Raw genomic sequence first — 23,644 nt, forward strand, 5'->3', positions numbered from 1 at the left:
CCGCGAGGTTGCCGCATCTGGTAGTCACAGCCCGGTGCGTCGAAGCGGTTGATGCCGTACTCGACCGAGTGGGGTTGATCCGCGCTAGGAATCCTTCCGTGCAGGGCCGAGGAGCCGAGCGAGTCGCGCAGCGCTCTTCGGCCCTGTCCGTGTCGGGATTTGGTCACCTGCCGGTCGGCAACCGCCCGAGCGAAGGGTCAAACCCTGTCGATTCGCCACCCGATCACTCCCGTCGAGTCCCCCTTCTTGGTGACGTCAATGCGCAGTGGATTCTCAGCGATGAACCGCTGCTGAAACGTGGACTGATCGCAGGAAACGATCTTCTTCGACGACACGCTGTTCGGCGTGAATGTGATCTCCACATCTCCACTGCCAGCACATACGACGGATAGCCGGTAGCTTTTACCCTTGCTCAGCAGAGGCTCGGAGTGAGCGCCGTCAGTGACACGCTCCACCCCTGACTCGACCATGGCGCTCTGCTTGGTGGCGGTGCTTGTCAGGGCTGACTGAACATCCGCAGTGAGCCTCTTCTCTGCTGACTGCGACGATTGCGCTGTCGCGCTCGCCGTCGATGATGGGTGACTGGACCGGGGCTTTTCATCGGAGGTACATGAGACCAGGGCGAAAGCCGATACCAGGGCACATCCGATGAGGCAGGAGCGGTGCCCGATGCGCGAGTGCGTGGCAGTCATGATGACGTTTCCCAGTATTTCCATCCGGTCTCAGAAGTCGGCAAAATCGCCTTTCCGCTCGCGACCTGACGCCGTCGCAGCCATTGCCGCTGGACCGGTACTTCGCCCACGACACCTTGTAGCCCCAAGAACCACACTGAAGGTGACCGTACTTGTTCTTGGAGATGTCGTGCGAGTAGATGTGTCCGGTCGTGACAGAGACACTTCCAGCGATCTTAGCGCGGGGGCTCACGCCCTGGGCGCGGCCGCCGTCGTGTGCAACGGGCGCCTTGGTCTGGTGGCGCACGCGGTGGCGGTGGTGGTGGCCGTGTACGGGGACAAGCTGAGCGAACCGGCCCGCGGCCGGTGAGGAAGAGGGCGCCTCGCCCAGCGCCCCGCCCGTTCTTTTCACCCGTGTGGGTGACTCAATCGGGCTCGTTGCCCTGTTTCCGGGCGTCCCTGACACCCCCGGCGTTCCCGGAACACCCGTACGTGCTGGCATCCTTGACGCCGGAACCCAGCGCGTGGAGGCATCGAGCGGCACGCCCCTGAGCCGGCTTCCTTCTGTACGTTTCGTCGTGACCGCCCGACGCCGAACCAGGAGCCCCGGCCACGTGAGCCACGCGAGCAGCCGCTCATCGCACGGCCAGTCACCGCTGCGCACCGTGCAGGTGCTGGGCGGCGGCAACGCCGGCAGCAGCGCGCACGTGCGGTCGCTGACCGCCGGGCTCGTCGCACGGGGCGTGCGGGTCACCGTGTGCGCCCCCGCCGAGGCCGACCGCGCCTACGACTTCACCGGCGCCGGCGCCCGGCACGTGTCCGTGCCGCGCAGCACCGACCCGGTGTCCGTGGCCGCGCTGCGGACCGCCTGCGCGGACGCCGACCTCGTGCACGCGCACGGGCTGCACGCCTCGTTCCGGGCGGCGCTCGCCCTCAGCGGGCGGAGCACCCCGCTCGTCGTCACCTGGCACAACCGCGCGTACGCCGAAGGGCCCCGGGCGCACCTCCTGCGCCTGCTGGAGCGGCGCGTCGTCAGGGCGGCCGCGGTCGTGCTCGGCACCACCTCGCAGCTGGTGGACCGGGCCCGCCGCAGGGGCGCGCGCGACGCACGGCTCGCCGCGGTCGCGGCACCGCCGCCGCCCGCCGCCGCGGGCGAGGACCCCGACCGTCCGCGGGCGAAGGTGCGGGCCGAGCTCGGCGCCACGGCGAGGCCGCTGCTGATCGCCGTCGGCTCCCTCGACCCGTTCCGCGGCCACGAGGTGCTGCTGGACGCCGCCCGCGTCTGGCGCCGCGTGGACCCCGCGCCCCTGCTCGTGATCGCCGGTGAGGGACCGCTTCGGCCCGTGCTGCAACGCCGCATCGAGGACGAGGAACTGCCCGTCCGGCTCCTCGGCCGGCGCCGCGACGTGGCGGAACTGCTCGCCGCCGCCGACCTGGCCCTGCTGCCGGACAGCGAGGAGGCGCGCTCGCTCCTCGCGCAGGAGGCCCTGCACGCGCGGGTGCCGCTCGTCGCGGCGCTGACGGCCGGGGTGCGCGAACTCGTCGGGGACGCCGCGGAACTGGTGCCCCATCAGGACGCCGAGGCCCTCGCCGCCGCCGTCGTGCGCCTGCTCGACGACCCGGGGCGGCGCGAGGAGCTCCGGCAGCGCGGCGCCCGGCAGGCGGCGACCTGGCCGACGGAGGACGAGACCGTCGCCCAGGTTCTCAGCGTCTACGACGAACTGACCCGGCCGCGGCTGCCCTCCTGACCCCTGCCGGGCGACGGGAGGGCACGCCGAGGCACGCACCCGGCCGCCAGGCGCACCCGCCCCGGTGCGACGGGCACGGTCGCACAACAGGCCCGGTGCCTGCCGGCGGCCCGCTCCGGTCGGGCGCGAGCCCGGGCCGTCCTCCCGGCGTGCCGCGGCCGCGGCCGCGGCGGGACGTGTTCTCAGCGCACGTGCCGGCGCGCCCGCAGGGCCAGGCTCAACGCCAGCACCGTCTGCGGGTCGTCGAGGTCGGTGCCCAGCAGCTCTCCGATGCGCGCGAGGCGGTTGTAGAGCGTCTGCCGGTTCAGGTGCAGCTCGCGGGCCGTCTCCGCCTTCCGGCCCGCGTGCGCCAGGTACGTCTCCAGGGTGGGCAGCAGCGGCGGCTTCGCGCGGTGGTCGTGGTCCCGCAGCGGGCCGATCGCGCGGTCCACGAAGTCCGCCAGGTCCGGGTGGTCCCGCAGCCGCCACAGCAGCAGGTCGATGTCGAGGCGGCGGGCGTCGTACCAGGGGCGGTCCGGCAGGCCCTGCGCGGCCGTGGCCGTCTCGGCCGCGTGCCGCAGGCCCGCCGAGGCGGCCGCCCAGCCGCCGGCCACCCCCACCACCACGACCGGCGACTGCGCGCCCGCCCGCTGCATGCCCGCCCGCGCCACCCCGGCCCGCAGGGCCGCCGCGACCCGGTCCGCGACCACCGGCCGCTCCGACTCCGCGCGCAGGCCGAGCAGCAGCGGAACACGGCCCTCGACCGGCCGCACGCCCAGCAGCACCGGCACACCGACCGAGGTCAGCTCCTCGGCGACCGCACGCGCCAGGACCGCCCAGCCGCCGCCGACCGCGCCGACTCGCGCGGTGCCGTCGGCGGCCGGCGCGTCGCCGAGCCGCATGACCACGGGCAGCAGCGGCCCGTCGCCCGGCTTGAAGCCGAGGACGCGCGCCTGCGCCGGGGCGTCCTCGGCGGCGACACGGCCCTCGGCGAGGTCGGAGAGGAAGTCGCCGCGGCCGCGCGCCGCCAGCTCCTCCTCCTGTCGCGCCTGCATCAGCACCACGGCCAGGATGCCCGCCGCCCGCTCGGCTGCCATCCGGTGCACCGGTGCCAGCGGCGCCCTGACCGGCAGCAGCACGAGCCGGGCACGGACCGAGCCGGTCCCGGGCCCGCCGCCGGGCACGTCGACGAGGACGGAACCGGACGGCGGCGGGCCGCCGGCGCCGGTGTCGGCGCCCTTGTACCGGCCGCGCAGCCCCTCCCAGACCTGCAGCGGGTCCGCACCCTCGGGCCCGGCACCGGCCGCGTACAGCAGCCGGCCGTCGGGGGTCTCCAGGAACACGGGGTTGCCCGCGAAGCCGGCCAGGATGCCGAGGACCTGCGGCACTCCGCCGCCGGCCAGCAGGGCGCCGGTGCAGCGGCGGTAGACCTCCTCGGCCCGCTGCTGGAGCGCGTAGTGGCCGTTGACGATCTCGGTGTGGATCTCCTCGGTGACCGTCACGAACGGCACCTCGCGGTGCAGCTGGACGAGCGGGAGACCGGCGCCGCGCGCCGTCTCGACGAGGGCGGCCGGCAGCCGCGCGAAACGGGGGCCGAGCTCGACGACGAGGGCGGCGATGCCGCGGTCGGCGAGGGTGCGGACGAAGGCCCGCTGCTCGGCGGGACGGGTGCCGAGGCCGTAGCCGGTGGTCAACAGCAGCTCGCCGCCCTTGAGTAGGGAGGCGATGTTGGGCACCTCCCCGGCGTGGACCCAGCGGACGGTGCGGTTCAGCCTGTCGGCGCCGGCGAGGACCTCGGGCAGGCCGCTGCGAAGGCCGGGCAGCTCCAGAGCGCGCCGTACCGTGATCCCCGCGCCCTCGGGGTCGAATGCGCTGTCCATGCAGCGGACGCTACCTGGGCGGACGCCCGGGAAACAGCTCGGGACGCCGCACCCGCCCGGACCCCGCCGGGCGCGCACGTCGCAGGCCCCCGGCCGGCCTGCGGGGTCACGGGCGTCCGTTGTCAGCCTCCGTACGCGCCGCTCGCCGTCAGCCGCAGGGCGGTGTCGATCAGGGGGACGTGGCTGAAGGCCTGGGGGAAGTTGCCCACCTGGCGCTGCAGCCGCGGGTCCCACTCCTCGGCCAGCAGGCCGAGGTCGTTGCGCAGGGACAGCAGCTTCTCGAACAGCTTCCGGGCCTCGTCGACGCGGCCGATCATCGCCAGATCGTCGGCCATCCAGAAGGAGCAGGCCAGGAAGGCGCCCTCGTCACCGGGGAGGCCGTCGACGCCCGCGTGCTCGCCGTCCGTCGGGTAGCGCAGGATGAAGCCGTCCGGCGTGGACAGCTCGCGCTGGATCGCCTCGATGGTGCCGATGACCCGCTTGTCGTCCGGCGGCAGGAAGCCCACCTGCGGAATGATCAGCAAGGAGGCGTCCAGCTCCTGCGAGCCGTAGGACTGCGTGAACGTGTTGCGCTCCGGGTCGTAGCCCTTCTCGCACACGTCCCGGTGGATCTCGTCGCGCAGCTCGCGCCAGCGCTCGAGCGGGCCGTCGGCGTCGCCGGATTCCAGCAGCTTGATCGTCCGGTCGACGGCGACCCACGCCATGACCTTGGAGTGCACGAAGTGGCGGCGCGGGCCGCGCACCTCCCAGATGCCCTCGTCCGGCTCCTGCCAGTGCTTCTCCAGGTAGCGGATGAGCTTGATCTGGAGCAGCGAGGCGTAGTCGTTGCGGGCCAGCCCCGTCATGTGGCCCAGGTGCAGGGCCTCGGTGACCTCGCCGTAGACGTCCAGCTGGAGCTGGTGCGCGGCGCCGTTGCCGACCCGGACCGGCGCGGAGCCCTCGTAGCCGGGCAGCCATTCCAGCTCCGCCTCGCCGAGCTCGCGCTCACCGGCGATGCCGTACATGATCTGCAGGTTCTCCGGGTCGCCGGCGACGGCCCGCAGCAGCCACTCGCGCCAGGCGCGGGCCTCCTCGCGGTAGCCGGTGCGCAGCAGCGACGACAGGGTGATCGCCGCGTCGCGCAGCCAGGTGTAGCGGTAGTCCCAGTTGCGGACGCCGCCGATGTCCTCGGGCAGGGAGGTGGTGGGGGCGGCGACGATGCCGCCGGTGGGGGCGTACGTCAGCGCCTTCAGCGTGATCAGGGAACGGACGACGGCCTCGCGGTAGGGGCCGTGGTAGGTGCAGTGCCCGACCCACTCGCGCCAGAACACCTCCGTCGCCTCCAGCGACTGCTCCGGCTCCGGCAGCGGCGGCGGCTCCTTGTGCGAGGGCTGCCAGGAGATCGTGAACGCGATCCGGTCACCCGCGGCGACCGTGAAGTCCGCGTACGTGGTCAGTGACTTGCCGTACGTCTCCGCCGAGGTGTCGAACCACACGGAGTCGGGTCCGGCGACCGCGACGGTGCGCCCCTCGTGCTTGTGCACCCAGGGCACGACCCGGCCGTAGGAGAAGCGCATCCGCAGCGCCGAGCGCATCGGCACCCGGCCCGAGACGCCCTCGACGATGCGGATCAGCTGCGGGGCGCCGTCGCGCGGGGGCATGAAATCGGTCACGCGGACCGTGCCGCGCGGCGTGTCCCACTCGGACTCGAGGATCAGCGAGTCGCCGCGGTAGCCGCGGCGGGTGGCGACGGGCGGCTCCGCGTCGGGCGCGTGGGCCGGGCCGAGGCGCCAGAAGCCGTGTTCCTCGCTGCCGAGCAGACCGGCGAAGATGGCGTGCGAGTCGAAGCGGGGCAGGCACAGCCAGTCGACTGTCCCGTTGCGGCAGACCAGCGCTGCGGTCTGCATGTCTCCGATGAGTGCGTAGTCCTCGATGCGCCCGGCCACGTGCATCTCCAGTCGAACGGCCACGTCACCCCGCGAGGGGGCGGTCGCTAGTGCGGTCAGGGGTTTGTTGCGGTGTGTCGTTGGGCGGTGGGCCGATCAGCCGCTCGGCTTGTCGGGCAGAACGGCGGAACGGCAACTGTTGCTCAACGATCTGACGAGCTCACGTTGTTCCGGGTCTTACGGGCGGGGGTGGTGCCGTGTTGCCGGCCGGGCTCGGCAGCGAGTGTCCGAGCAGGATACGACGCACGTAGATGATGTGCGTGCCGCTCCGGACAACGCGCGTGAGCCGAACGGGTGGGCCATGGGTGAGACGCGTGGGTACGGTGGCGCATCCGTGGTGACGCGTGCGCGGAGCGTGCCCGCAACCAGCCCCGCGCGGCGCGGGGATGCGCCCCCCGCCCGGTGCCGCCACCTGGCCGGACGCCATCCGCCTCCGGCGCTGATACGCTGGTAGCCCGTGGACCGGTGGGCTCGAAACCCCCGAACCGCAGCGACGGCTCCCCCGGGATGTGACCCGGGAGACAACCCGGGACCCGCAAACCCGGGCCGGACAGCCGCACCGCCAACCCAGACCGCGACCACGGGAGCCCCCTCTTGGCCATGCCGCCCGCTGCTTTCCGAAACAGCAAAGCCACGACGACCAAGCACATCTTCGTCACCGGGGGTGTCGCCTCCTCGCTCGGCAAGGGACTGACCGCGTCGAGCCTCGGCATGCTGCTCAAGGCCCGCGGCCTGCGCGTGGTGATGCAGAAACTCGACCCGTACCTGAACGTCGACCCCGGGACGATGAACCCGTTCCAGCACGGTGAGGTGTTCGTCACCAACGACGGCGCCGAGACCGACCTGGACATCGGCCACTACGAGCGCTTCCTCGACCGGGACCTCGACGGCTCGGCCAACGTCACCACCGGCCAGGTGTACTCGACCGTGATCGCCAAGGAGCGCCGCGGCGAGTACCTGGGCGACACCGTCCAGGTCATCCCGCACATCACCAACGAGATCAAGCACCGCATCCGCCGTATGGCCACCGACGAGGTGGACGTCGTCATCACCGAGGTCGGCGGCACCGTCGGCGACATCGAGTCCCTGCCGTTCCTGGAGACCGTCCGCCAGGTCCGCCACGAGGTCGGCCGGGACAACGTCTTCGTGGTGCACATCTCGCTGCTGCCGTACATCGGTCCGTCCGGCGAGCTGAAGACCAAGCCGACCCAGCACTCGGTCGCGGCCCTGCGCAACATCGGTATCCAGCCGGACGCGATCGTGCTGCGCTGCGACCGCGAGGTGCCGGCCGCGATCAAGCGCAAGATCTCCCTGATGTGCGACGTCGACGAGGCCGCCGTCGTCGCCTGCCCCGACGCGCGCTCGATCTACGACATCCCGAAGGTCGTGCACTCCGAGGGCCTGGACGCCTATGTCGTGCGCAAGCTCGATCTGCCGTTCCGCGACGTCGACTGGACCACCTGGGACGACCTGCTGGGCCGCGTCCACAACCCCGACCACGAGGTCACCCTCGCCCTGGTCGGCAAGTACATCGACCTGCCCGACGCCTATCTGTCGGTCACCGAGGCGCTGCGCGCGGGCGGCTTCGCCAACCGGGCCCGTGTGAAGATCAAGTGGGTCACGTCCGACGACTGCAAGACCCCGGCCGACGCCGAGGCGCAGCTCGCCGGCGTCGACGGCATCTGCATCCCCGGCGGGTTCGGCGACCGCGGCGTCCTCGGCAAGGTCGGCGCCATCCGCTACGCCCGCGAGAACCGGATCCCGCTGCTCGGCCTCTGCCTGGGCCTGCAGTGCATCGTGATCGAGGCCGCGCGCAACCTCGCGGACATCCCGGACGCCAACTCCACCGAGTTCGACCCGGCCACCGCGCACCCGGTCATCTCCACCATGGCCGAGCAGCTCGACATCGTCGCCGGTGAGGGCGATATGGGCGGGACGATGCGTCTGGGCATGTACCCGGCCAAGCTGGCCGAGGGGTCGATCGTGCGCGAGGTGTACGACGGCAAGGAGTACATCGAGGAGCGCCACCGCCACCGCTACGAGGTGAACAACGCCTACCGCGCGGAGCTGGAGAAGAAGGCGGGCATCGTCTTCTCCGGGACCTCGCCGGACGGCAAGCTCGTCGAGTACGTCGAGTACCCGCGCGACGTCCACCCGTACCTGGTCGCCACGCAGGCCCACCCCGAGCTGCGCTCGCGCCCGACCCGCCCGCACCCGCTCTTCGCCGGCCTGGTGAGGGCGGCCGTGCAGCGGCAGGCCGAGGCGGGCCGCGTCCGAGGGTGACACGCCGGTTGTACGGTTGCCGGGGTGCACATCCTCACCGGATGGGCACCCCGGTGGTGCAGGCAACCGCTTCGCTGTACGTGTGGAAGGGCAGGGCATGACGATCAAGGACACCGCCGAGGAGTGGGAGATCCGGGCGACGGAGACCCCGTTCACGGGGAACAAGACGTCGGTCCGCACCGACGACGTGGTGATGCCCGACGGCAGCGTGGTCCGCCGCGACTACCAGGTCCACCCCGGCTCCGTGGCCGTCCTCGCCCTGGACGACGCCGGCCGGGTGCTGGTCATCCGCCAGTACCGCCACCCCGTGCGGCAGAAGCTGTGGGAGATCCCGGCCGGCCTGCTCGACGTGCCGGGCGAGAACCCGCTGCACGCCGCCCAGCGCGAGCTGTACGAGGAGGCGCACGTCAAGGCCGAGGACTGGCGGGTGCTGGCCGACGTGTACACCAGCCCCGGCGGCTGCGACGAGGCCGTGCGGATCTTCCTGGCCCGCGGTCTGTCGGAGGCCGAGGGCGAGCGCTTCGAGGCCGAGCACGAGGAGACGGACCTGGAGCTCGCCCGGGTCGAGGTCGACGAGCTGGTGGGGGGCGTGCTCGCGGGCGAACTGCACAACAACTGCCTCGTCGTGGGCGTCCTCTCCCTGGTCGCGGCCCAGCGGGGCGAGGGCCTGGACGCCCTGCGCCCGGCCGAGGCGCCGTGGCCCGCGCGCCCCTTCGAGTCCTGACAGGCACCGCCCGCCGCCGGCCCGTGATCACCGCTCCGCGGGTGCGGTGATCACCGCCGCGCCGACCGGTCCGACGATCGCCTGATCCGATCAGGGGACGTGTCCGCCGTGCTCCACACGGAAGGTCGCAGAGCGTGAACTAGGCTCTGGACAACGCCCGGACCGGAGTTCCGGCGGGCTGGCGCGTGCGGTGGGACGGGAGTGTGGCCCGTGACGGATCAGGCGGTGGACGCAGGTGGCGCGGACCTGTCCCGGGAGGACCGGACGCCCGCCACGACACCGAGCCGGTTCCTGGGCCGTACAAGGGAGTTGAAGGAACTGCGCGCCGACATCGAGCGCGCCGGCCTCGACACCCTCGCCGGTCGCAAGGCACCCCGCGCGCGCGTGCTCCTCATCGCCGGCAGGCCCGGATCCGGCCGCACCGCGCTCGCCGAGCAGTTGGTGCGGCAGGTGGCCGGGCGTTACCCCGACGGGGTGCTGCGGGCCCGCCTCACCGACCCCGACGGCACCCCCGTGCCCGTCGCGCGCGCGGCCCGCGGCCTGCTCACCACCCTGGAACTGCCGGCCCCGCCCGGCGCCGCCGAGGACGACCTGGCCGAGGCCTTCCGCGCCGCCCTCGCCGGTCGGCGGACGCTGCTCCTGCTCGACGACGCGGCCGACGCCGAACAGGTCGACGCGCTGCTGCCGCAGAACGCCGACTGCCTGGTGGTCGCCGTCGCCGAGGGCCCGCTCACCGGCATCGCGGACGTCCGTCCCTGCACGCTGGGCGGGCTGGACACCAAGTCCGCGGTGGAGCTGCTGTGCCGGCACATCGACCCCGTGCGCGTCACCGTCGACCCCCGTGCCGCCGAGGCCCTCGTCGAGACGCTGCAGGGCCAGCCCGCCGCGCTGGTACTGGCCGCCGGCTGGCTCGCCGCCCGCCCGCAGGCGGCCGTCGCCGATCTCGCCAGGCAGCTGCACGCCGACCCCGAGGACGGCACTCCGCTCGCCCGGGTCCTGCGACTGGTGCACGCCGGTCTGCCCGGCGCCGCCGCGCGGACGCTCCGCCTGCTCGCCCTCGCCCCGGCCGGCGACGTGGACCCGCACACCGCCTCCGCGCTCGCCGGATGCTCGGTGGACGGGGCCCGCGCCCTCCTCGACGAGTTCGCCGGCTCCGGCCTGCTGCGCTCCGTGCCCTCGCCGCTGCCGCGGTACGAGGTACCGGGCTGCCTGCACCCGCTGCTGCGGTCCCTGGCCCGCGCCCACGACCGACCCGCCGAGCTGCAGCTGGCCCGCGCCCGCATGCTGGAGCGCACGGTGCGCCTGCTGCAGTCGTGCCGCGCGATCACCGAGACCGACAGTCCCGGGACCCGGGAGAGGCTGAAGGTCCTGCCGGCCGCCCTGCGCTTCTCCACCCCGCGTGCCGCGGAGGTCTGGCTCGGGGCACGCCGCCCCGCGCTGCTCGCCGCCGCCCGGCTGGCGGTCGCGGACGGGGAGCTGGACACCCTGGCCCGGCGGCTGATGTCGCAGCTCGTCCGGGCGATGGCCGCCCACTTCGGCACCCGGGCCGCCGCCGGCGACCTGTACGACATCCACGGACTCGTTCTGGACGTCGCCGAGCGCCGCAACCTGCCGAGGGAGAAGGCCGCCGCCCTGCTGAACCTCGCCGACCTGGACGCCAGGTCCGGCCGGACGGCCACGGCACTGGCCCGCTACCGGGCCGCGCTGGACGCCGGGCGGGAGGCGAACGACCCGTACGCGGCCGGCCGCGCGATGGAATCCGTAGGGGGCGCCCACCAGGAGCTGGGGGACTACGACCGGGCGGCCGACTGGTTCGGACGGGCCCTGGCCCACCGCCTCGCCCGCGGCGAACGCGTCGACGCCGCCCGGCTGTACGGCCGTATCGCCACCGCCGCCACCTACGCGGGCCGCTACGGGGAGGCCCTGCGCAACTGGCGCGCGGCGGTCGCCGCCCACCGAAAGAACGGCGATGTCGCCGGCCACGCGCGGGCGTTGAGCGAACTGGCACGGGTGCAGGAGTACGCGGGACGGCCCGCGGAGTCGCTGCGCACCTGCCAGGAGGCGGTCGAGTTCGCGCGCCGGGCCGGGGACGTCCGGCTGCAGGCGGCGCTGCAACTGCGGCTCGCCGACACCCTGGAGCGCCTGGGCGACCCGGCGGCCGCGAGCCTGCACCGTGGGGCGGCCGGGCGCATGCTGGGAGAGGAGATCGGGGGGATCGACGGCCGTGCCGACGGCGGCGCGGAGGCCACAGCACCGGAACAGAGATCGAACGCCTGCGAAATCCGCAGTGCATCCGGTGAAGATTGATGCAATGGAAGGCTAGACAGCGAGAACACCTTCATTAGACTGGCCTTGCCGCTCATCCTCCTGCGGTGTCTCCTGGTATGCCCCCGCGTGCCGGGTACGTCTTGCATTGCCCCACATTCCCTGAGTCAAGGACCGTGATCGACGTGAAGGTCGGCATCCCCCGCGAGATCAAGAACAACGAGTTCCGCGTGGCCATCACCCCCGCCGGCGTGCACGAGCTGGTGCGCAACGGCCACCAGGTCGTCGTCGAGCGGAACGCCGGTGTCGGCTCCTCGATCCCGGACGAGGAGTACGTGGCGGCCGGTGCCCGGATCCTGGAGACCGCCGACGAGGTCTGGGCGTCCGCCGACCTGCTGCTGAAGGTCAAGGAGCCCGTCGCCGAGGAGTACCACTTCCTCCGCAAGGACCAGATCCTCTTCACCTACCTGCACCTGGCCGCCTCCAGGGAGTGCACGGACGCCCTGCTGGAGTCCGGCACCACGGCGATCGCCTACGAGACCGTCGAGCTGGCGAACCGCGCGCTGCCGCTGCTGGCCCCGATGTCCGAGGTCGCCGGCCGGCTGGCCCCGCACGTCGGCGCCTACCACCTGCTGGCCGCGAACGGCGGCCGTGGTGTGCTGCCCGGCGGTGTCCCGGGTGTGCCGGCCGGCAAGGCCGTCATCATCGGCGGCGGCGTCTCCGGCTGGAACGCCGCGCAGATCGCCATCGGCCTGGGCTTCCACGTGACCCTGCTCGACAAGGACATCAACAAGCTCAGGGAGGCCGACAAGATCTTCGGTACGAGGATCCAGACCGTCGTCTCCAACGCCTTCGAGCTGGAGAAGGCCTGCCTCGACGCCGACCTCGTCGTCGGTGCCGTCCTCATCCCGGGCGCCAAGGCCCCGAAGCTGGTCACCAACGAGCTGGTCTCCCGGATGAAGTCCGGAAGTGTCCTTGTCGACATCGCCATCGACCAGGGCGGCTGCTTCGAGGACTCCCACCCGACCACGCACGCCGAGCCGACCTTCAGGGTCCACGAGTCGGTGTTCTACTGCGTCGCCAACATGCCGGGCGCGGTGCCCAACACCTCGACCTACGCGCTGACCAACGCCACGCTGCCGTACATCGTCGAGGTCGCCAACCGCGGCTGGGTGGACGCGCTGCGCCGTGACGCCGCGCTGGCCAAGGGTCTCAACACCCATGACGGCAAGGTCGTCTACAAGGAGGTCGCCGAGGCGCACGGCCTGGAGCACGTGGAGCTGGACTCCCTGCTCGGCTGAGCGGCCCGCCGGCCCCTCCCGCCAAGTCCCGCGGCGGCAAAAGGCGATTCGTCAACACGTCTCGTCAACCTCACGTATCCGGCCGGACCTTGCCCGACAAGGTCCGGCCGGATGTGTGTATGGTCACTTCGCCGCACTCGGTCAACTCGCCTCGAACATAACGCTTCGACCGATTCACGCCCCGGTGAAGCCTGCCGTGCGACGGTCGTACGCCCTTGACAGGGAGTTGTTTCATGGCCGACACATCGGGCCGGGTCCGGCGGATTGTGTTGCTGCGGACCGCCGACACGCCATAGAGTCGCCAACCGTCGGCATGGTGCCACGCTGACCTGTCTAGAAGTTTCCTGGTCACCAAGGAGGTAAGACGACTTGTGAATGAGTCGACATTTTCTCCCGGGGGTGGTCAACCAGGAATGCCTGCGCGGGGCCAGGGCCCCACAGGGCTCGAGGCTGTCGGCTCCGTCGCGGTGCGCACCTTCGCAGCCCACCAGAGTCACCAGAAGCCAGGAATGACTCCGTCAGCACACCAGAGCATGGATGGCCAACACGTGAACGCCATGGCCGGCGACGGAAGTGGCGCGCCCCGCAACCACTTCGCCGACTACGACGAACTGCCCGACGGGCACTTCTACGACCCCGACGCCGAGTACGAACCCGACCCCGAGTACGCGGCCACGCTCGCGCCCGACGCGGCCCGCCAGCGCCGTGAGCGCGTCGGCCCGACCGGCCGCCCGCTGCCGTACTTCCCGATCCCGGGCCCGCTGACCGACCACGGCCCCGCGAAGATCATCGCGATGTGCAACCAGAAGGGCGGCGTGGGCAAGACCACGTCGACCATCAACCTGGGCGCAGCGCTCGCGGAGTACGGCCGCCGGGTGCTGCTCGTGGACTTCGACCCGCAGGGCGCGCTGTCGGTGGGACTCGGCGTCAACCCGATGGAACTCGACCTCACCGTCTACAACCTGCTCATGGAGCGGGGCATGTCCGCGGACGAGGTGCTGCTGAAGACCGCGGTCCCGAACATGGACCTGCTGCCCAGCAACATCGACCTGTCGGCGGCCGAGGTCCAGCTCGTCAGCGAGGTCGCGCGCGAGTCGACGCTGGCGCGCGCCCTGAAGCCGCTGCTGCCCGACTACGACTACGTCGTCATCGACTGCCAGCCCTCGCTCGGGCTGCTGACCGTCAACGCGCTGACGGCCGCGCACAAGGTGATCGTGCCGCTGGAGTGCGAGTTCTTCGCGCTGCGCGGTGTCGCCCTGCTGACCGAGACCATCGAGAAGGTGCAGGAGCGGCTCAACCCGGACCTGGAGCTCGACGGCATCCTCGCCACGATGTACGACTCGCGCACCGTGCACAGCCGTGAGGTGCTCGCGCGGGTCGTCGAGGCCTTCGACGACCACGTCTACCACACGGTCATCGGGCGCACGGTCCGCTTCCCGGAGACCACCGTCGCCGGTGAGCCGATCACCACGTACGCCTCCAACTCCGTCGGTGCCGCCGCCTACCGCCAGCTCGCCAGGGAGGTGCTCGCCCGGTGTCACGCCGAGTGAGCCTCCCCGGGGCCGACGAACTGTTCCGCACGACGGGGGGCACGGCGCTCCAACCCTCCACTCCCCGGCGCCAGACGGGCGGCGAGGCCCGGGTCCCCGCTCCGGCGGGGGAGAGCGACCCCGCCGCCCCGGCGGACGATGCGCCGCAGGCGGTGCCGGTCCGGGCCGGCGACGGCGAGGGCGCCGAGCACGCCGCCGCCGGTGCCGAAGCCGCCGACGCGGGGGAGTCCCGCAGCCGGGGCGCGGCCGGCGAGCGCTCCGGCCGCCGCCAGGCAGCGCCGGACGCCGCTGCCGCCGCCCAGCCCCGCAAACGCGGACGAACCGCGGCGCGTCGGCCCAGCGGCCGGGAGCGGCACGACGAGAAGATCACGGTCTACGTCTCCGCCGAGGAGCTCATGGACCTCGAACACGCGCGCCTGGTGCTCCGCGGCGAGCACGGGCTGGCCGTCGACCGCGGGCGGATCGTCCGCGAGGCGGTCGCGGTCGTGCTCGCGGACCTGGAGACCCGGGGGGACGCCAGCATCCTCGTACGACGGCTGCGCGGGCGGTAGCGGTAGTCTGCGGAGGCCATGACCTCGAACGACGCTCCCACCCCCGCCCCGGGCGCCCCCGCCGGCCGGCGGCGCGCGCTGGGGCGGGGACCGGGCGCGAACGCTCCGCGGGTCGAGCCGGAGGCGCACACCATGCCTCCTGCGGCGGCGCCCTCCGCCACACCCCCGACGGGCAGCGGCCGGCCGGTGGCCGGCCGGCGGGCGCCGGAGACCGAGGGGGACGCGCCGGACACCGAGCGGAAGGCACCGGCGACCGCCGGTGGGACGCCGCCTCCGCCCTCGCCCGGGCGTCCGGCTGCTGCTCCGCCCTCGACCGCGTCCCGCCGGGAACCCCCCCGGGAGCAGGGGACACCTCCGTCGCCCGGCGGAGCGGGCGCCCGCCGGACCGGTGGGCCGGGCCACGACCCGTCGGCCGCCGAGGGGCGCGGCGCCGCCGAGGGAGCCGTCGCGCCCGAGTCCGGGCCGGCCCGCGCGACCGCGCCCGAAGAGGGCGACGGCGGCGACGGCGTCTTCCGGGTGCGCCTGTCGAACTTCGAGGGACCCTTCGACCTGCTGCTCCAGCTGATCTCCAAGCACCGGATGGACGTCACCGAGGTCGCCCTGTCCAAGGTCACCGACGAGTTCATGGCGCACATCCGGGCCATGGGGCCGGACTGGGACCTGGACGAGACGACCGAGTTCCTGGTCGTGGCGGCGACCCTGCTCGACCTCAAGGCGGCCCGGCTGCTGCCCGCCGCCGAGATCGAGGACGAGGCGGACCTGGCGCTGCTGGAGGCGCGCGACCTGCTGTTCGCCCGCCTGCTGCAGTACCGCGCCTACAAGCAGGTCGCCGACATCCTCAGCCACCGCCTCGACCGGGAGGCCCGGCGCCACCCCCGCACCGTCGGCCTGGAACCGCACCACGCCGAGCTGCTGCCCGAGGTGGTCATCAGCATCGGCGCGGAAGGCTTCGCCCGGCTCGCCGTCAAGGCCATGCAGCCCAGGCCCAAGCCGCAGGTGTACGTCGACCACATCCACGCCCCCCTGGTGAGTGTGCAGGAACAGGCCGGGGTCGTCGTCGCGCGGCTGCGGGAGCTGGGCGAGGCCAGTTTCCGCGCCCTGACCGAGGACACCGACGACACGCTCACCGTCGTCGCCCGCTTCCTGGCCCTGCTGGAGCTGTACCGGGAGAAGGCCGTGGCGCTGGAGCAGGAGACCGCGCTCGGTGAGCTGCTCGTGCGCTGGACCGGCGGGGACGGGGACTCGGCGCCGACGGTGACGGACGAGTTCGACCGGCCGCCCGAACAGCCCGGCACGACCAAGGAGACGAAGCAGTGAGCGAGGAGACCACCGGCGTACCGGAGGAAGGACGCGCGGTCGCGGACCTCAACCTCAAGCCCGCCCTGGAGGCGGTCCTCATGGTCGTGGACGAGCCCGCGACCGAGGAGCACCTGGCGAAGGTGCTGCAGCGGCCCCGCGGGCGGATCGCGGACGCGCTGCGCGAGCTGGCCGACGAGTACACGGTCCAGGGGCGCGGCTTCGAGCTGCGGCTGGTCGCCGGCGGCTGGCGCTTCTACACCCGCCCCGAGTACGCGGCCGCCGTCGAGGGTTTCGTCCTCGACGGGCAGCAGGCCCGGCTCACCCAGGCCGCGCTGGAGACGCTGGCGGTCGTCGCCTACCGCCAGCCCGTCAGCCGCAGCCGCGTCTCGGCCGTACGCGGAGTCAACTGCGACGGCGTGATGCGTACCCTGCTCCAGCGCGGTCTGGTCGAGGAGGCGGGCGCGGAACCCGAAACAGGTGCGATCCTGTACAGGACGACGAACTACTTCCTGGAGCGGATGGGCCTGCGCGGTCTGGACGAGCTCCCGGAGCTCGCGCCCTTCCTCCCGGAGGCGGAGGCGATCGAGGCCGAGACCCAGGAGGGCGTACCGTCGTTCGACCCGGACGTACCCGATGACGGCCCGGGCATCCCGGTCACCCCGGGAACCGACGACGCAGACGACCAGACGGAACTTTGATGCGAAGCAGCGGCAGGAACGGCGGACACGGCGGGCGCGGCAATCACCGCGGTGCCGGCAACGACAGGGACGACAAGCAGGGGCAGGGCCGCCCCCGCAAGCCCCGCCCCGAGGAGCGCCGCTACGACGTGGGCCCCGGCGCCACGAAGGACGGCCCGAAAGCCGGGCGGGGCGGCGCGGCCCGCGGCGGCGCGAAGGGCGGCCCCAAGCAGCCCGCGCAGTCCCCGCAGCGCGGCGGACGCGGCGGGACCGCCCCGGCGCGCCCGCGCGAGTACGAGACGCAGATCGAGGAGCGCAACCGGGAGCGGTACGCGGGCCGCAAGGACGTCAAGCTGCCCAAGACCTTCCCCGGCGCCGAGCAGGAGGGCGAGCGGCTGCAGAAGGTGCTCGCACGCGCGGGCTACGGCTCCCGCCGCGCCTGTGAGGAGCTGATCGAGCAGGCCCGCGTCGAGGTCAACGGCGAGATCGTCCTCGAGCAGGGCCGCCGGGTCGACCCGGAGAAGGACGAGGTCAAGGTCGACGGCCTGACCGTGGCCACGCAGTCGTACCAGTTCTTCTCGCTGAACAAGCCCGCCGGTGTCGTCTCCACCATGGAGGACCCGGAGGGCCGCCAGTGCCTCGGCGACTACGTCACCAACCGCGAGACGCGGCTCTTCCACGTCGGCCGGCTGGACACGGAGACCGAGGGCGTCATCCTGCTGACCAACCACGGCGAACTGGCGCACCGGCTGACCCACCCCAAGTACGGCGTGCGCAAGACCTACCTCGCGCACATCGTCGGCCCCATCCCCCGGGACCTGGGCAAGCAGCTGAAGGACGGCATCCAGCTCGAGGACGGCTACGCCCGCGCCGACCACTTCCGGGTCGTCGAGCAGACCGGGAAGAACTACCTCGTCGAGGTCACCCTCCACGAGGGCCGCAAGCACATCGTCCGCCGCATGCTGGCCACCGCCGGCTTCCCGGTCGACAAGCTGGTCCGCACCGCCTTCGGGCCCATCACCCTCGGCGACCAGAAGTCCGGCTGGCTGCGCCGCCTGTCGAACACCGAGGTCGGCATGCTGATGAACGAGGTCGACCTCTAGGCCGACCGCCGGGCCCTGGCCGGGACCGTCCCGGCTCCGGGGACGGGCCCTGCCGGCCGGGGACGGGCCCTCCGGGACGTGCGGGAGGCCGGGGAGCGTACCCGGGCGGCTCACCCCAGGCGGATCGAATTCCCCTCCACCGTGATCCGCTCGGCGGGCAGGGGGGCGGTGGCCGGGCCCTGGACCACCGAGCCGTCCGCGACGTGGAAGCGGCTCGCGTGGCAGGGACAGTGGATGGCGCCGTCGACGACCTCGTTCACCGCGCAGCCCTGGTGGGGGCAGACCGCCGAGAAGGCCCTGAACTCGCCCTTGACCGGCTGGGTCACCACGACCTTGTCGTCCGCGAAGACCGTGCCGCCGCCCACCGGGATGTCGCTCGTCCTCGTCAGCTCCCTGGCGCCGACGGCCTTGGTGGACCCGGAGGACGACGCTCCCGACGGCGCGGAGGACTTCGGGGCGGGCGTGGACGGCGCGGCCGGCGCGGCGGGCGCGGCGGCCGCGGACGATTCGGCGGGCGCCGAGGGCGCCGCGGGAGCGCCGGAGTCGTTGCTGCCGCATCCCGCCGCGACGAGCGCCGCCGCACCCGTTGCCAGCACCGTGCGCCGCGAAGAGCTGTGAGTCATGTCGTCACTCCGAAGATCCCGGGGGAGGGTCGCTCCGAGCGGAGCGGCAGCATCCTCGCACTGAAAACGATCAGGATGAAGCAAGCCGGGACGCAGTAGCACGTAAGGGGCACTCCGTAGCGCTGCATGTCGTACCCGCAGGGCGCATCGGGGCCGTCTGGGCGGGCGGGCGCCGCCGACCTGCCGGTGCCGGTCCGACCAGTGCCGCGGCAGGCGACGTTCGCCCCGTCGCGACGCCCTCTCGCCGCACCGGCCGAAAGCCCGAGTACATCCCGTACGAGGGCGTCCGGCCGGCACGCCGGGAGCACGCACCGGACGCCGCTCCTTGACGGGCAGACGTCGCCTGCCGCGGCACTAGGCTGGGCACGAGCCGATACGCACGTCAGCGAGGAGCAGCACCGTGGCGGTACGAGCGGTCCGGGGGGCCGTCCAACTGGAGCGTGACGAGGCCGGTCACATGGACGAGCAGGTCGGGTCCCTGCTCACCGCCCTGCTGGAGCGGAACGGTCTGACCGCCGACGACCTGATCAGCATCTGGTTCACGGCCACGCCCGACCTGCACAGCGACTTCCCGGCGGCCGCCGCCCGCAAGCTCGGCATCGTCGACGTGCCGCTGATCTGCGCCCAGGAACTTGACGTCGAGGGCGCGATGCCGCGGGTCGTCCGCGTGCTCGCGCACATCGAGACCGACCGGCCGCGCGCCGACGTCGTCCACGTCTACCTCGGCGCCGCGGCCGCCCTGCGCAAGGACATCGCCCAGTGAGGACCGCACTCGTCATCGGCACCGGGCTCATCGGCACCTCCGCCGCGCTGGCCCTGGCCCGGCGCGGTGTCACCGTCCACCTTGCCGACCACGACCCGCAGCAGGCCCGCACGGCGGCCGCACTCGGCGCGGGCACGGACGAGGCGCCGCAGGGCCCCGTCGACCTCGCGATCGTCGCGGCTCCGCCGGCGCACGTGGCTGCCGTGCTCGCCGACGCCATGCACCGGGGCCTGGCACACGGCTACCTGGACGTGGCCAGCGTCAAGGGCGGCCCGCGCCGAGCCCTGGAGGCGCTCGGCGTCGACCCGGCCGTCATGTCGCGCTACCTCGGCACGCACCCGATGTCGGGCCGGGAGAAGTCCGGCCCGCTGGCCGCGACCGCCGACCTGTTCGAGGGGCGCCCCTGGGTGCTGACCCCGACCCGGGACACCGACACCGAGGTCCTCAACCTCGCCCTCGAACTGGTCTCGCACTGCCGCGCGGTGCCCGTGGTGATGGACGCGGACGCCCACGACCGCGCCGTCGCCCTCGTCTCCCACATGCCCCACCTGGTCTCCAGCCTGGTCGCCGCGCGCCTGGAGCACGCCGAGGAGGCGGCCGTGCGGCTGTGCGGCCAGGGCATCCGGGACGTGACGCGGATCGCCGCCTCCGACCCGCGGATGTGGATCGACATCCTGTCCGCGAACCCGGGGCCGGTCGCCGACCTCCTCGCCGACGTGTCCGCCGACCTGGAGGAGACGGTCCGCGCGCTGCGCGCCCTGCAGTCCTCCGACGAGGCCAAACGCGAGGTGGGTGCCGCAGGCATCGAGGACGTGCTGCGCCGCGGCAACGCCGGCCAGGTCCGCGTCCCCGGCAAGCACGGGTCCGCGCCGCGGGAGTACGAGATCGTGGCGGTCCTCATCGACGACCAGCCCGGACAGCTGGCGCGCATCTTCGCGGACGCGGGGATGGCCGGGGTCAACATCGAGGACGTGCGCATCGAGCACGCCACGGGGCACCAGGCCGGTCTGGTGCAGCTGACGGTGGAGCCCAAGGCGGCGCCGGTCCTGGCGGCGTCCCTGCGGGAGCGGGGCTGGGCCATCCGGCAGTAGCCGGCCCGGCCGCGGCCCGCCCCGCCGCGGCCGGGCCGCCTCGCCTTCCGTCCGCCCGTAAGAGGGGGACGCTGGAGCCAGTAACCTTGTGCGGGGCGCCCTCGCGTCCCCTCGACCTGCCCACCACCCTTCACCAGGAAGGTGCCCCGCTGTGGAAAACGGCGCCGCCCGGACCGCCCAGCCCGTGATTGTCGCCATCGACGGCCCCTCCGGCACGGGCAAGTCGAGCACGTCGAAGGCCGTCGCCGCGCAGCTCGGCCTGAGCTACCTGGACACCGGCGCCCAGTACCGGGCGATCACCTGGTGGATGGTGACCAACGGGATCGACATCGAGGACCCCACCGCGATCGCCGCGGTGGCCGGCAAGCCCGAGATCGTGTCCGGCACCGACCCGGCCCACCCGACCATCGCCGTCGACGGTGTGGACGTCTCCGGATCGATCCGCACCCAGGAGGTCACCTCCAAGGTCAGCGCCGTCAGCGCCGTCCCGGAGGTGCGCGCCCGGATCACCGAGCTGCAGCGATCGCTGGCCGCCTCCGCCCCGTCCGGGATAGTCGTCGAGGGCCGTGACATCGGCACCACCGTGCTGCCCGGCGCCGACCTGAAGATCTTCCTCACGGCCTCCGCGGAGGCGCGCGCCGCCCGCCGCAGCGGGGAGCTCAAGGGCGCCGACGTCCACGCCACCCGCGAGGCCCTGATCAGGCGGGACGCCGCCGACTCCAGCCGCCGGACCTCGCCGCTGGCGAAGGCGGACGACGCCGTCGAGGTGGACACCACCGAGCTCACGCTCACGCAGGTGATCGAGTGCGTCGTCACCCTCGTCGAGGAGAAGCGGGCCGCGCGGTGAGCCTTCCGTCGGAGCGCGGCGCCGACGTCGGCCGGCGGATCGGCGTCGGGCTGATGTACGGGCTGTGGCGTCCCCGCGTCCTCGGCGCCTGGAAGATGCCCGCCACCGGCCCGGTGATCGTCGCCGTCAACCACTCCCACAACATCGACGGCCCGATGGTGATGGGCGTGGCCCCCAGGCCGGTGCACTTCCTGATCAAGAAAGAGGCGTTCGTCGGCCCGCTCGATCCCTTCCTGACCGGCATCGGCCAGCTCAAGGTGGACCGGCACACCGCCGACCGCACCGCCATCACCACGGCGCTCGGCGTCCTGGACAACGGCGGCGTCCTCGGGATCTTCCCGGAGGGCAGGCGCGGCGACGGCGACTTCGCCTCCCTGCGGGCCGGGCTCGCGTACTTCGCGGTGCGCAGCGGCGCCCCGATCGTCCCGGTGGCCGTGCTGGGAAGCTCTGACCGGCGCGGGCGGTTGATAAAGGCGCTGCCGCCGCTGCGCTCCCGCGTGGACGTCGTCTTCGGCGAGCCCTTCCCGGCGGTGGAGAGCACCGGCACGGCGGTGCGGCGTACCCGCCGGGCGCTGGACGAGGCGACCGAGCGCATCCAGAAACAGCTCACCCGCCACCTGGAAAACGCCAGGCGCCTCACCGGGCGCCGGGGGACACTCGAGTAGTGGGTCACCCGCAGGGGTGCACCACCGATCACCACGATGAACGACGAGGTACGGACTTCATGAACGACGACATCCAGCCCGACGGCTCGGCGGAGCACGAGTACGAGCACGGGGCACTCGGCGACGCCGAGTACGCGGAGTTCATGCAGCTCGCCGCGGACGAGGGCTTCGACATCGAGGACGTGGAGGGCGCCATCGAGGCGGCCGGACACGGCCCACTGCCCGTGCTCGCGGTCGTCGGCCGCCCCAATGTCGGCAAGTCGACCCTGGTGAACCGCATCATCGGCCGCCGCGAGGCAGTCGTCGAGGACAAGCCCGGCGTCACCCGGGACCGTGTCACCTACGAGGCGGAGTGGGCCGGCCGCCGGTTCAAGGTCGTCGACACCGGCGGCTGGGAGCAGGACGTCCTCGGCATCGACGCCTCCGTGGCCGCGCAGGCCGAGTACGCCATCGAGGCCGCCGACGCCGTCGTCTTCGTCGTCGACGCCAAGGTCGGTGCCACGGACACCGACGAGGCCGTCGTGCGCCTGCTGCGCAAGGCCGGCAAGCCGGTCGTGCTGGCCGCCAACAAGGTCGACGGCCCGAGCGGCGAGGCCGACGCCGCCTACCTGTGGTCGCTCGGCCTGGGGGAACCGCACCCCGTCTCCGCACTGCACGGCCGCGGCACCGGCGACATGCTGGACCGCGTCCTGGAGGCGCTGCCCGACGCCCCGGCGCAGACCTTCGGCACCGCCGTCGGCGGACCGCGCCGCATCGCCCTGATCGGCCGCCCCAACGTCGGCAAGTCCTCGCTGCTGAACAAGGTGGCGGGCGAGGAGCGCGTCGTCGTCAACGAACTCGCGGGGACCACCCGCGACCCGGTCGACGAGCTGATCGAACTGGGCGGCACGACCTGGAAGTTCGTCGACACCGCCGGTATCCGCAAGCGCGTCCACCTCCAGCAGGGCGCCGACTACTACGCCTCGCTGCGCACCGCCGCCGCCGTGGAGAAGGCCGAGGTGGCCGTCGTCCTCATCGACGCCTCCGAGTCCATCTCGGTGCAGGACCAGCGGATCGTCACCATGGCCGTCGACGCGGGCCGTGCCCTCGTCATCGCCTACAACAAGTGGGACACCCTGGACGAGGAGCGCCGCTACTACCTGGAGCGGGAGGTCGAGACCGAGCTGGGCCAGGTGGCCTGGGCGCCCCGGGTGAACGTCTCGGCGCGGACCGGGCGGCACATGGAGAAGCTGGTCCCGGCGATCGAGACCGCGCTGGCCGGCTGGGAGACCCGGGTGCCGACCGGGCGGCTCAACGCCTTCCTCGGCGAGCTGGTCGCCGCCCACCCGCACCCGATCCGGGGCGGCAAGCAGCCGCGCATCCTGTTCGGCACGCAGGCCGGCACCAAGCCGCCGCGGTTCGTGCTGTTCGCGTCCGGCTTCATCGAGGCGGGCTACCGGCGCTTCATCGAGCGCAGGCTGCGCGAGGAGTTCGGTTTTGAAGGCACGCCGATCCACATCTCGGTGCGGGTGCGCGAGAAGCGCGGCGCGAAGAAGAAGTAACCGGGGGAGCGGCCCGCACGGCGGGCGGGCGTGCAGGAAGGGCGGCCCCGACCGGGGCCGCACGAACTTCAGCCTGCTGGTGCTGGGCGCCACTGCCCTGAGCATCGTCCGCAAGAAGAAGGCACCGGCCGAGCGCTGACGACGCACGGAACCTTGTC

Annotated in this window: 19 protein-coding genes; 15 read left to right on the forward strand and 4 right to left on the reverse strand. The window is 72.9% G+C overall.

What is annotated here, in order from left to right; all coding sequences use genetic code 11:
- Positions 1-197: 197 nt before the first annotated feature.
- Complete coding sequence (locus tag ACWDNY_RS23630; RefSeq protein ID WP_451647790.1) at positions 198-692, reverse strand: hypothetical protein; 495 nt, start codon at positions 690-692, stop codon at positions 198-200.
- 593 nt (positions 693-1,285) lie between these two features.
- Between ACWDNY_RS23630 and ACWDNY_RS23635 the strand changes: the two genes are divergently transcribed.
- A complete protein-coding gene (locus ACWDNY_RS23635; protein WP_451647791.1) occupies positions 1,286-2,419 on the forward strand; it encodes a glycosyltransferase family 4 protein in 1,134 nt (377 codons plus the stop codon).
- A gap of 182 nt (positions 2,420-2,601) precedes the next feature.
- On the opposite strand, the gene ACWDNY_RS23640 is transcribed toward ACWDNY_RS23635, so the two are convergent.
- On the reverse strand, positions 2,602-4,278 hold the full coding sequence (locus tag ACWDNY_RS23640; RefSeq protein WP_451647792.1) for a PucR family transcriptional regulator: 1,677 nt from the start codon (positions 4,276-4,278) through the stop codon (positions 2,602-2,604).
- A 122-nt stretch (positions 4,279-4,400) separates the two neighbouring features.
- Positions 4,401-6,203 (reverse strand): glycoside hydrolase family 15 protein, encoded by a 1,803-nt coding sequence (locus tag ACWDNY_RS23645; RefSeq protein WP_451647809.1) that lies wholly within the window; start codon positions 6,201-6,203, stop codon positions 4,401-4,403.
- Between the two features lie 600 nt (positions 6,204-6,803).
- Here ACWDNY_RS23645 and ACWDNY_RS23650 point away from each other — a divergent pair.
- The 9 genes from ACWDNY_RS23650 (at position 6,804) to ACWDNY_RS23690 (ending at position 17,956) form a co-directional block, all read left to right on the forward strand.
- Complete coding sequence (locus tag ACWDNY_RS23650; protein WP_451647793.1) at positions 6,804-8,486, forward strand: CTP synthase; 1,683 nt, start codon at positions 6,804-6,806, stop codon at positions 8,484-8,486.
- A gap of 97 nt (positions 8,487-8,583) precedes the next feature.
- Complete coding sequence (locus ACWDNY_RS23655) at positions 8,584-9,210, forward strand: NUDIX domain-containing protein (protein ID WP_451647794.1); 627 nt, start codon at positions 8,584-8,586, stop codon at positions 9,208-9,210.
- A gap of 210 nt (positions 9,211-9,420) precedes the next feature.
- Positions 9,421-11,517: a tetratricopeptide repeat protein gene (locus tag ACWDNY_RS23660; RefSeq protein WP_451647795.1), complete on the forward strand. Its 2,097-nt coding sequence runs from the start codon at positions 9,421-9,423 to the stop codon at positions 11,515-11,517.
- Between the two features lie 134 nt (positions 11,518-11,651).
- On the forward strand, positions 11,652-12,776 hold the full coding sequence (gene ald / locus ACWDNY_RS23665) for an alanine dehydrogenase (RefSeq protein ID WP_451647796.1): 1,125 nt from the start codon (positions 11,652-11,654) through the stop codon (positions 12,774-12,776).
- A 413-nt stretch (positions 12,777-13,189) separates the two neighbouring features.
- Complete coding sequence (locus ACWDNY_RS23670; RefSeq protein ID WP_451647797.1) at positions 13,190-14,326, forward strand: ParA family protein; 1,137 nt, start codon at positions 13,190-13,192, stop codon at positions 14,324-14,326.
- Entirely contained in the window at positions 14,311-14,877 is a 567-nt protein-coding gene (locus ACWDNY_RS23675; RefSeq protein ID WP_451647798.1) for a hypothetical protein, read from the forward strand. Before ACWDNY_RS23670 ends, ACWDNY_RS23675 begins: the two co-directional genes overlap by 16 nt.
- A gap of 18 nt (positions 14,878-14,895) precedes the next feature.
- The gene (locus ACWDNY_RS23680) at positions 14,896-16,194 is read left to right on the forward strand and encodes a segregation and condensation protein A (protein WP_451647799.1); all 1,299 of its coding nucleotides are present in this window, start codon (positions 14,896-14,898) and stop codon (positions 16,192-16,194) included.
- Positions 16,191-16,874, forward strand: coding sequence for an SMC-Scp complex subunit ScpB (gene scpB / locus ACWDNY_RS23685; RefSeq protein WP_451647800.1), 684 nt, complete (start codon positions 16,191-16,193; stop codon positions 16,872-16,874). The genes ACWDNY_RS23680 and scpB overlap by 4 nt, the downstream gene beginning before the upstream one ends.
- Complete coding sequence (locus tag ACWDNY_RS23690) at positions 16,874-17,956, forward strand: pseudouridine synthase (RefSeq protein WP_451647801.1); 1,083 nt, start codon at positions 16,874-16,876, stop codon at positions 17,954-17,956. The genes scpB and ACWDNY_RS23690 overlap by 1 nt, the downstream gene beginning before the upstream one ends.
- A gap of 110 nt (positions 17,957-18,066) precedes the next feature.
- On the opposite strand, the gene ACWDNY_RS23695 is transcribed toward ACWDNY_RS23690, so the two are convergent.
- Positions 18,067-18,579 (reverse strand): Rieske (2Fe-2S) protein, encoded by a 513-nt coding sequence (locus ACWDNY_RS23695; RefSeq protein WP_451647802.1) that lies wholly within the window; start codon positions 18,577-18,579, stop codon positions 18,067-18,069.
- Positions 18,580-18,979: 400 nt separating this feature from the next.
- Here ACWDNY_RS23695 and aroH point away from each other — a divergent pair, with 400 nt between their 5' ends.
- The 5 genes from aroH (at position 18,980) to der (ending at position 23,486) form a co-directional block, all read left to right on the forward strand.
- On the forward strand, positions 18,980-19,342 hold the full coding sequence (gene aroH, locus ACWDNY_RS23700) for a chorismate mutase (protein ID WP_451647803.1): 363 nt from the start codon (positions 18,980-18,982) through the stop codon (positions 19,340-19,342).
- Complete coding sequence (locus ACWDNY_RS23705) at positions 19,339-20,433, forward strand: prephenate dehydrogenase (RefSeq protein WP_451647804.1); 1,095 nt, start codon at positions 19,339-19,341, stop codon at positions 20,431-20,433. The genes aroH and ACWDNY_RS23705 overlap by 4 nt, the downstream gene beginning before the upstream one ends.
- Before the next feature lie 151 nt (positions 20,434-20,584).
- Positions 20,585-21,280, forward strand: a complete 696-nt coding sequence (gene cmk / locus ACWDNY_RS23710; RefSeq protein ID WP_451647805.1) for a (d)CMP kinase — start codon at positions 20,585-20,587, stop codon at positions 21,278-21,280.
- The gene (locus ACWDNY_RS23715) at positions 21,238-21,945 is read left to right on the forward strand and encodes a lysophospholipid acyltransferase family protein (RefSeq protein WP_451647806.1); all 708 of its coding nucleotides are present in this window, start codon (positions 21,238-21,240) and stop codon (positions 21,943-21,945) included. Before cmk ends, ACWDNY_RS23715 begins: the two co-directional genes overlap by 43 nt.
- Positions 21,946-22,004: 59 nt before the next feature.
- Positions 22,005-23,486 (forward strand): ribosome biogenesis GTPase Der, encoded by a 1,482-nt coding sequence (gene der / locus ACWDNY_RS23720; protein WP_451647807.1) that lies wholly within the window; start codon positions 22,005-22,007, stop codon positions 23,484-23,486.
- Positions 23,487-23,644 lie beyond the last annotated feature (158 nt).

The sequence above is a fragment of the Streptomyces sp. NPDC003697 genome, assembly GCF_053587115.1.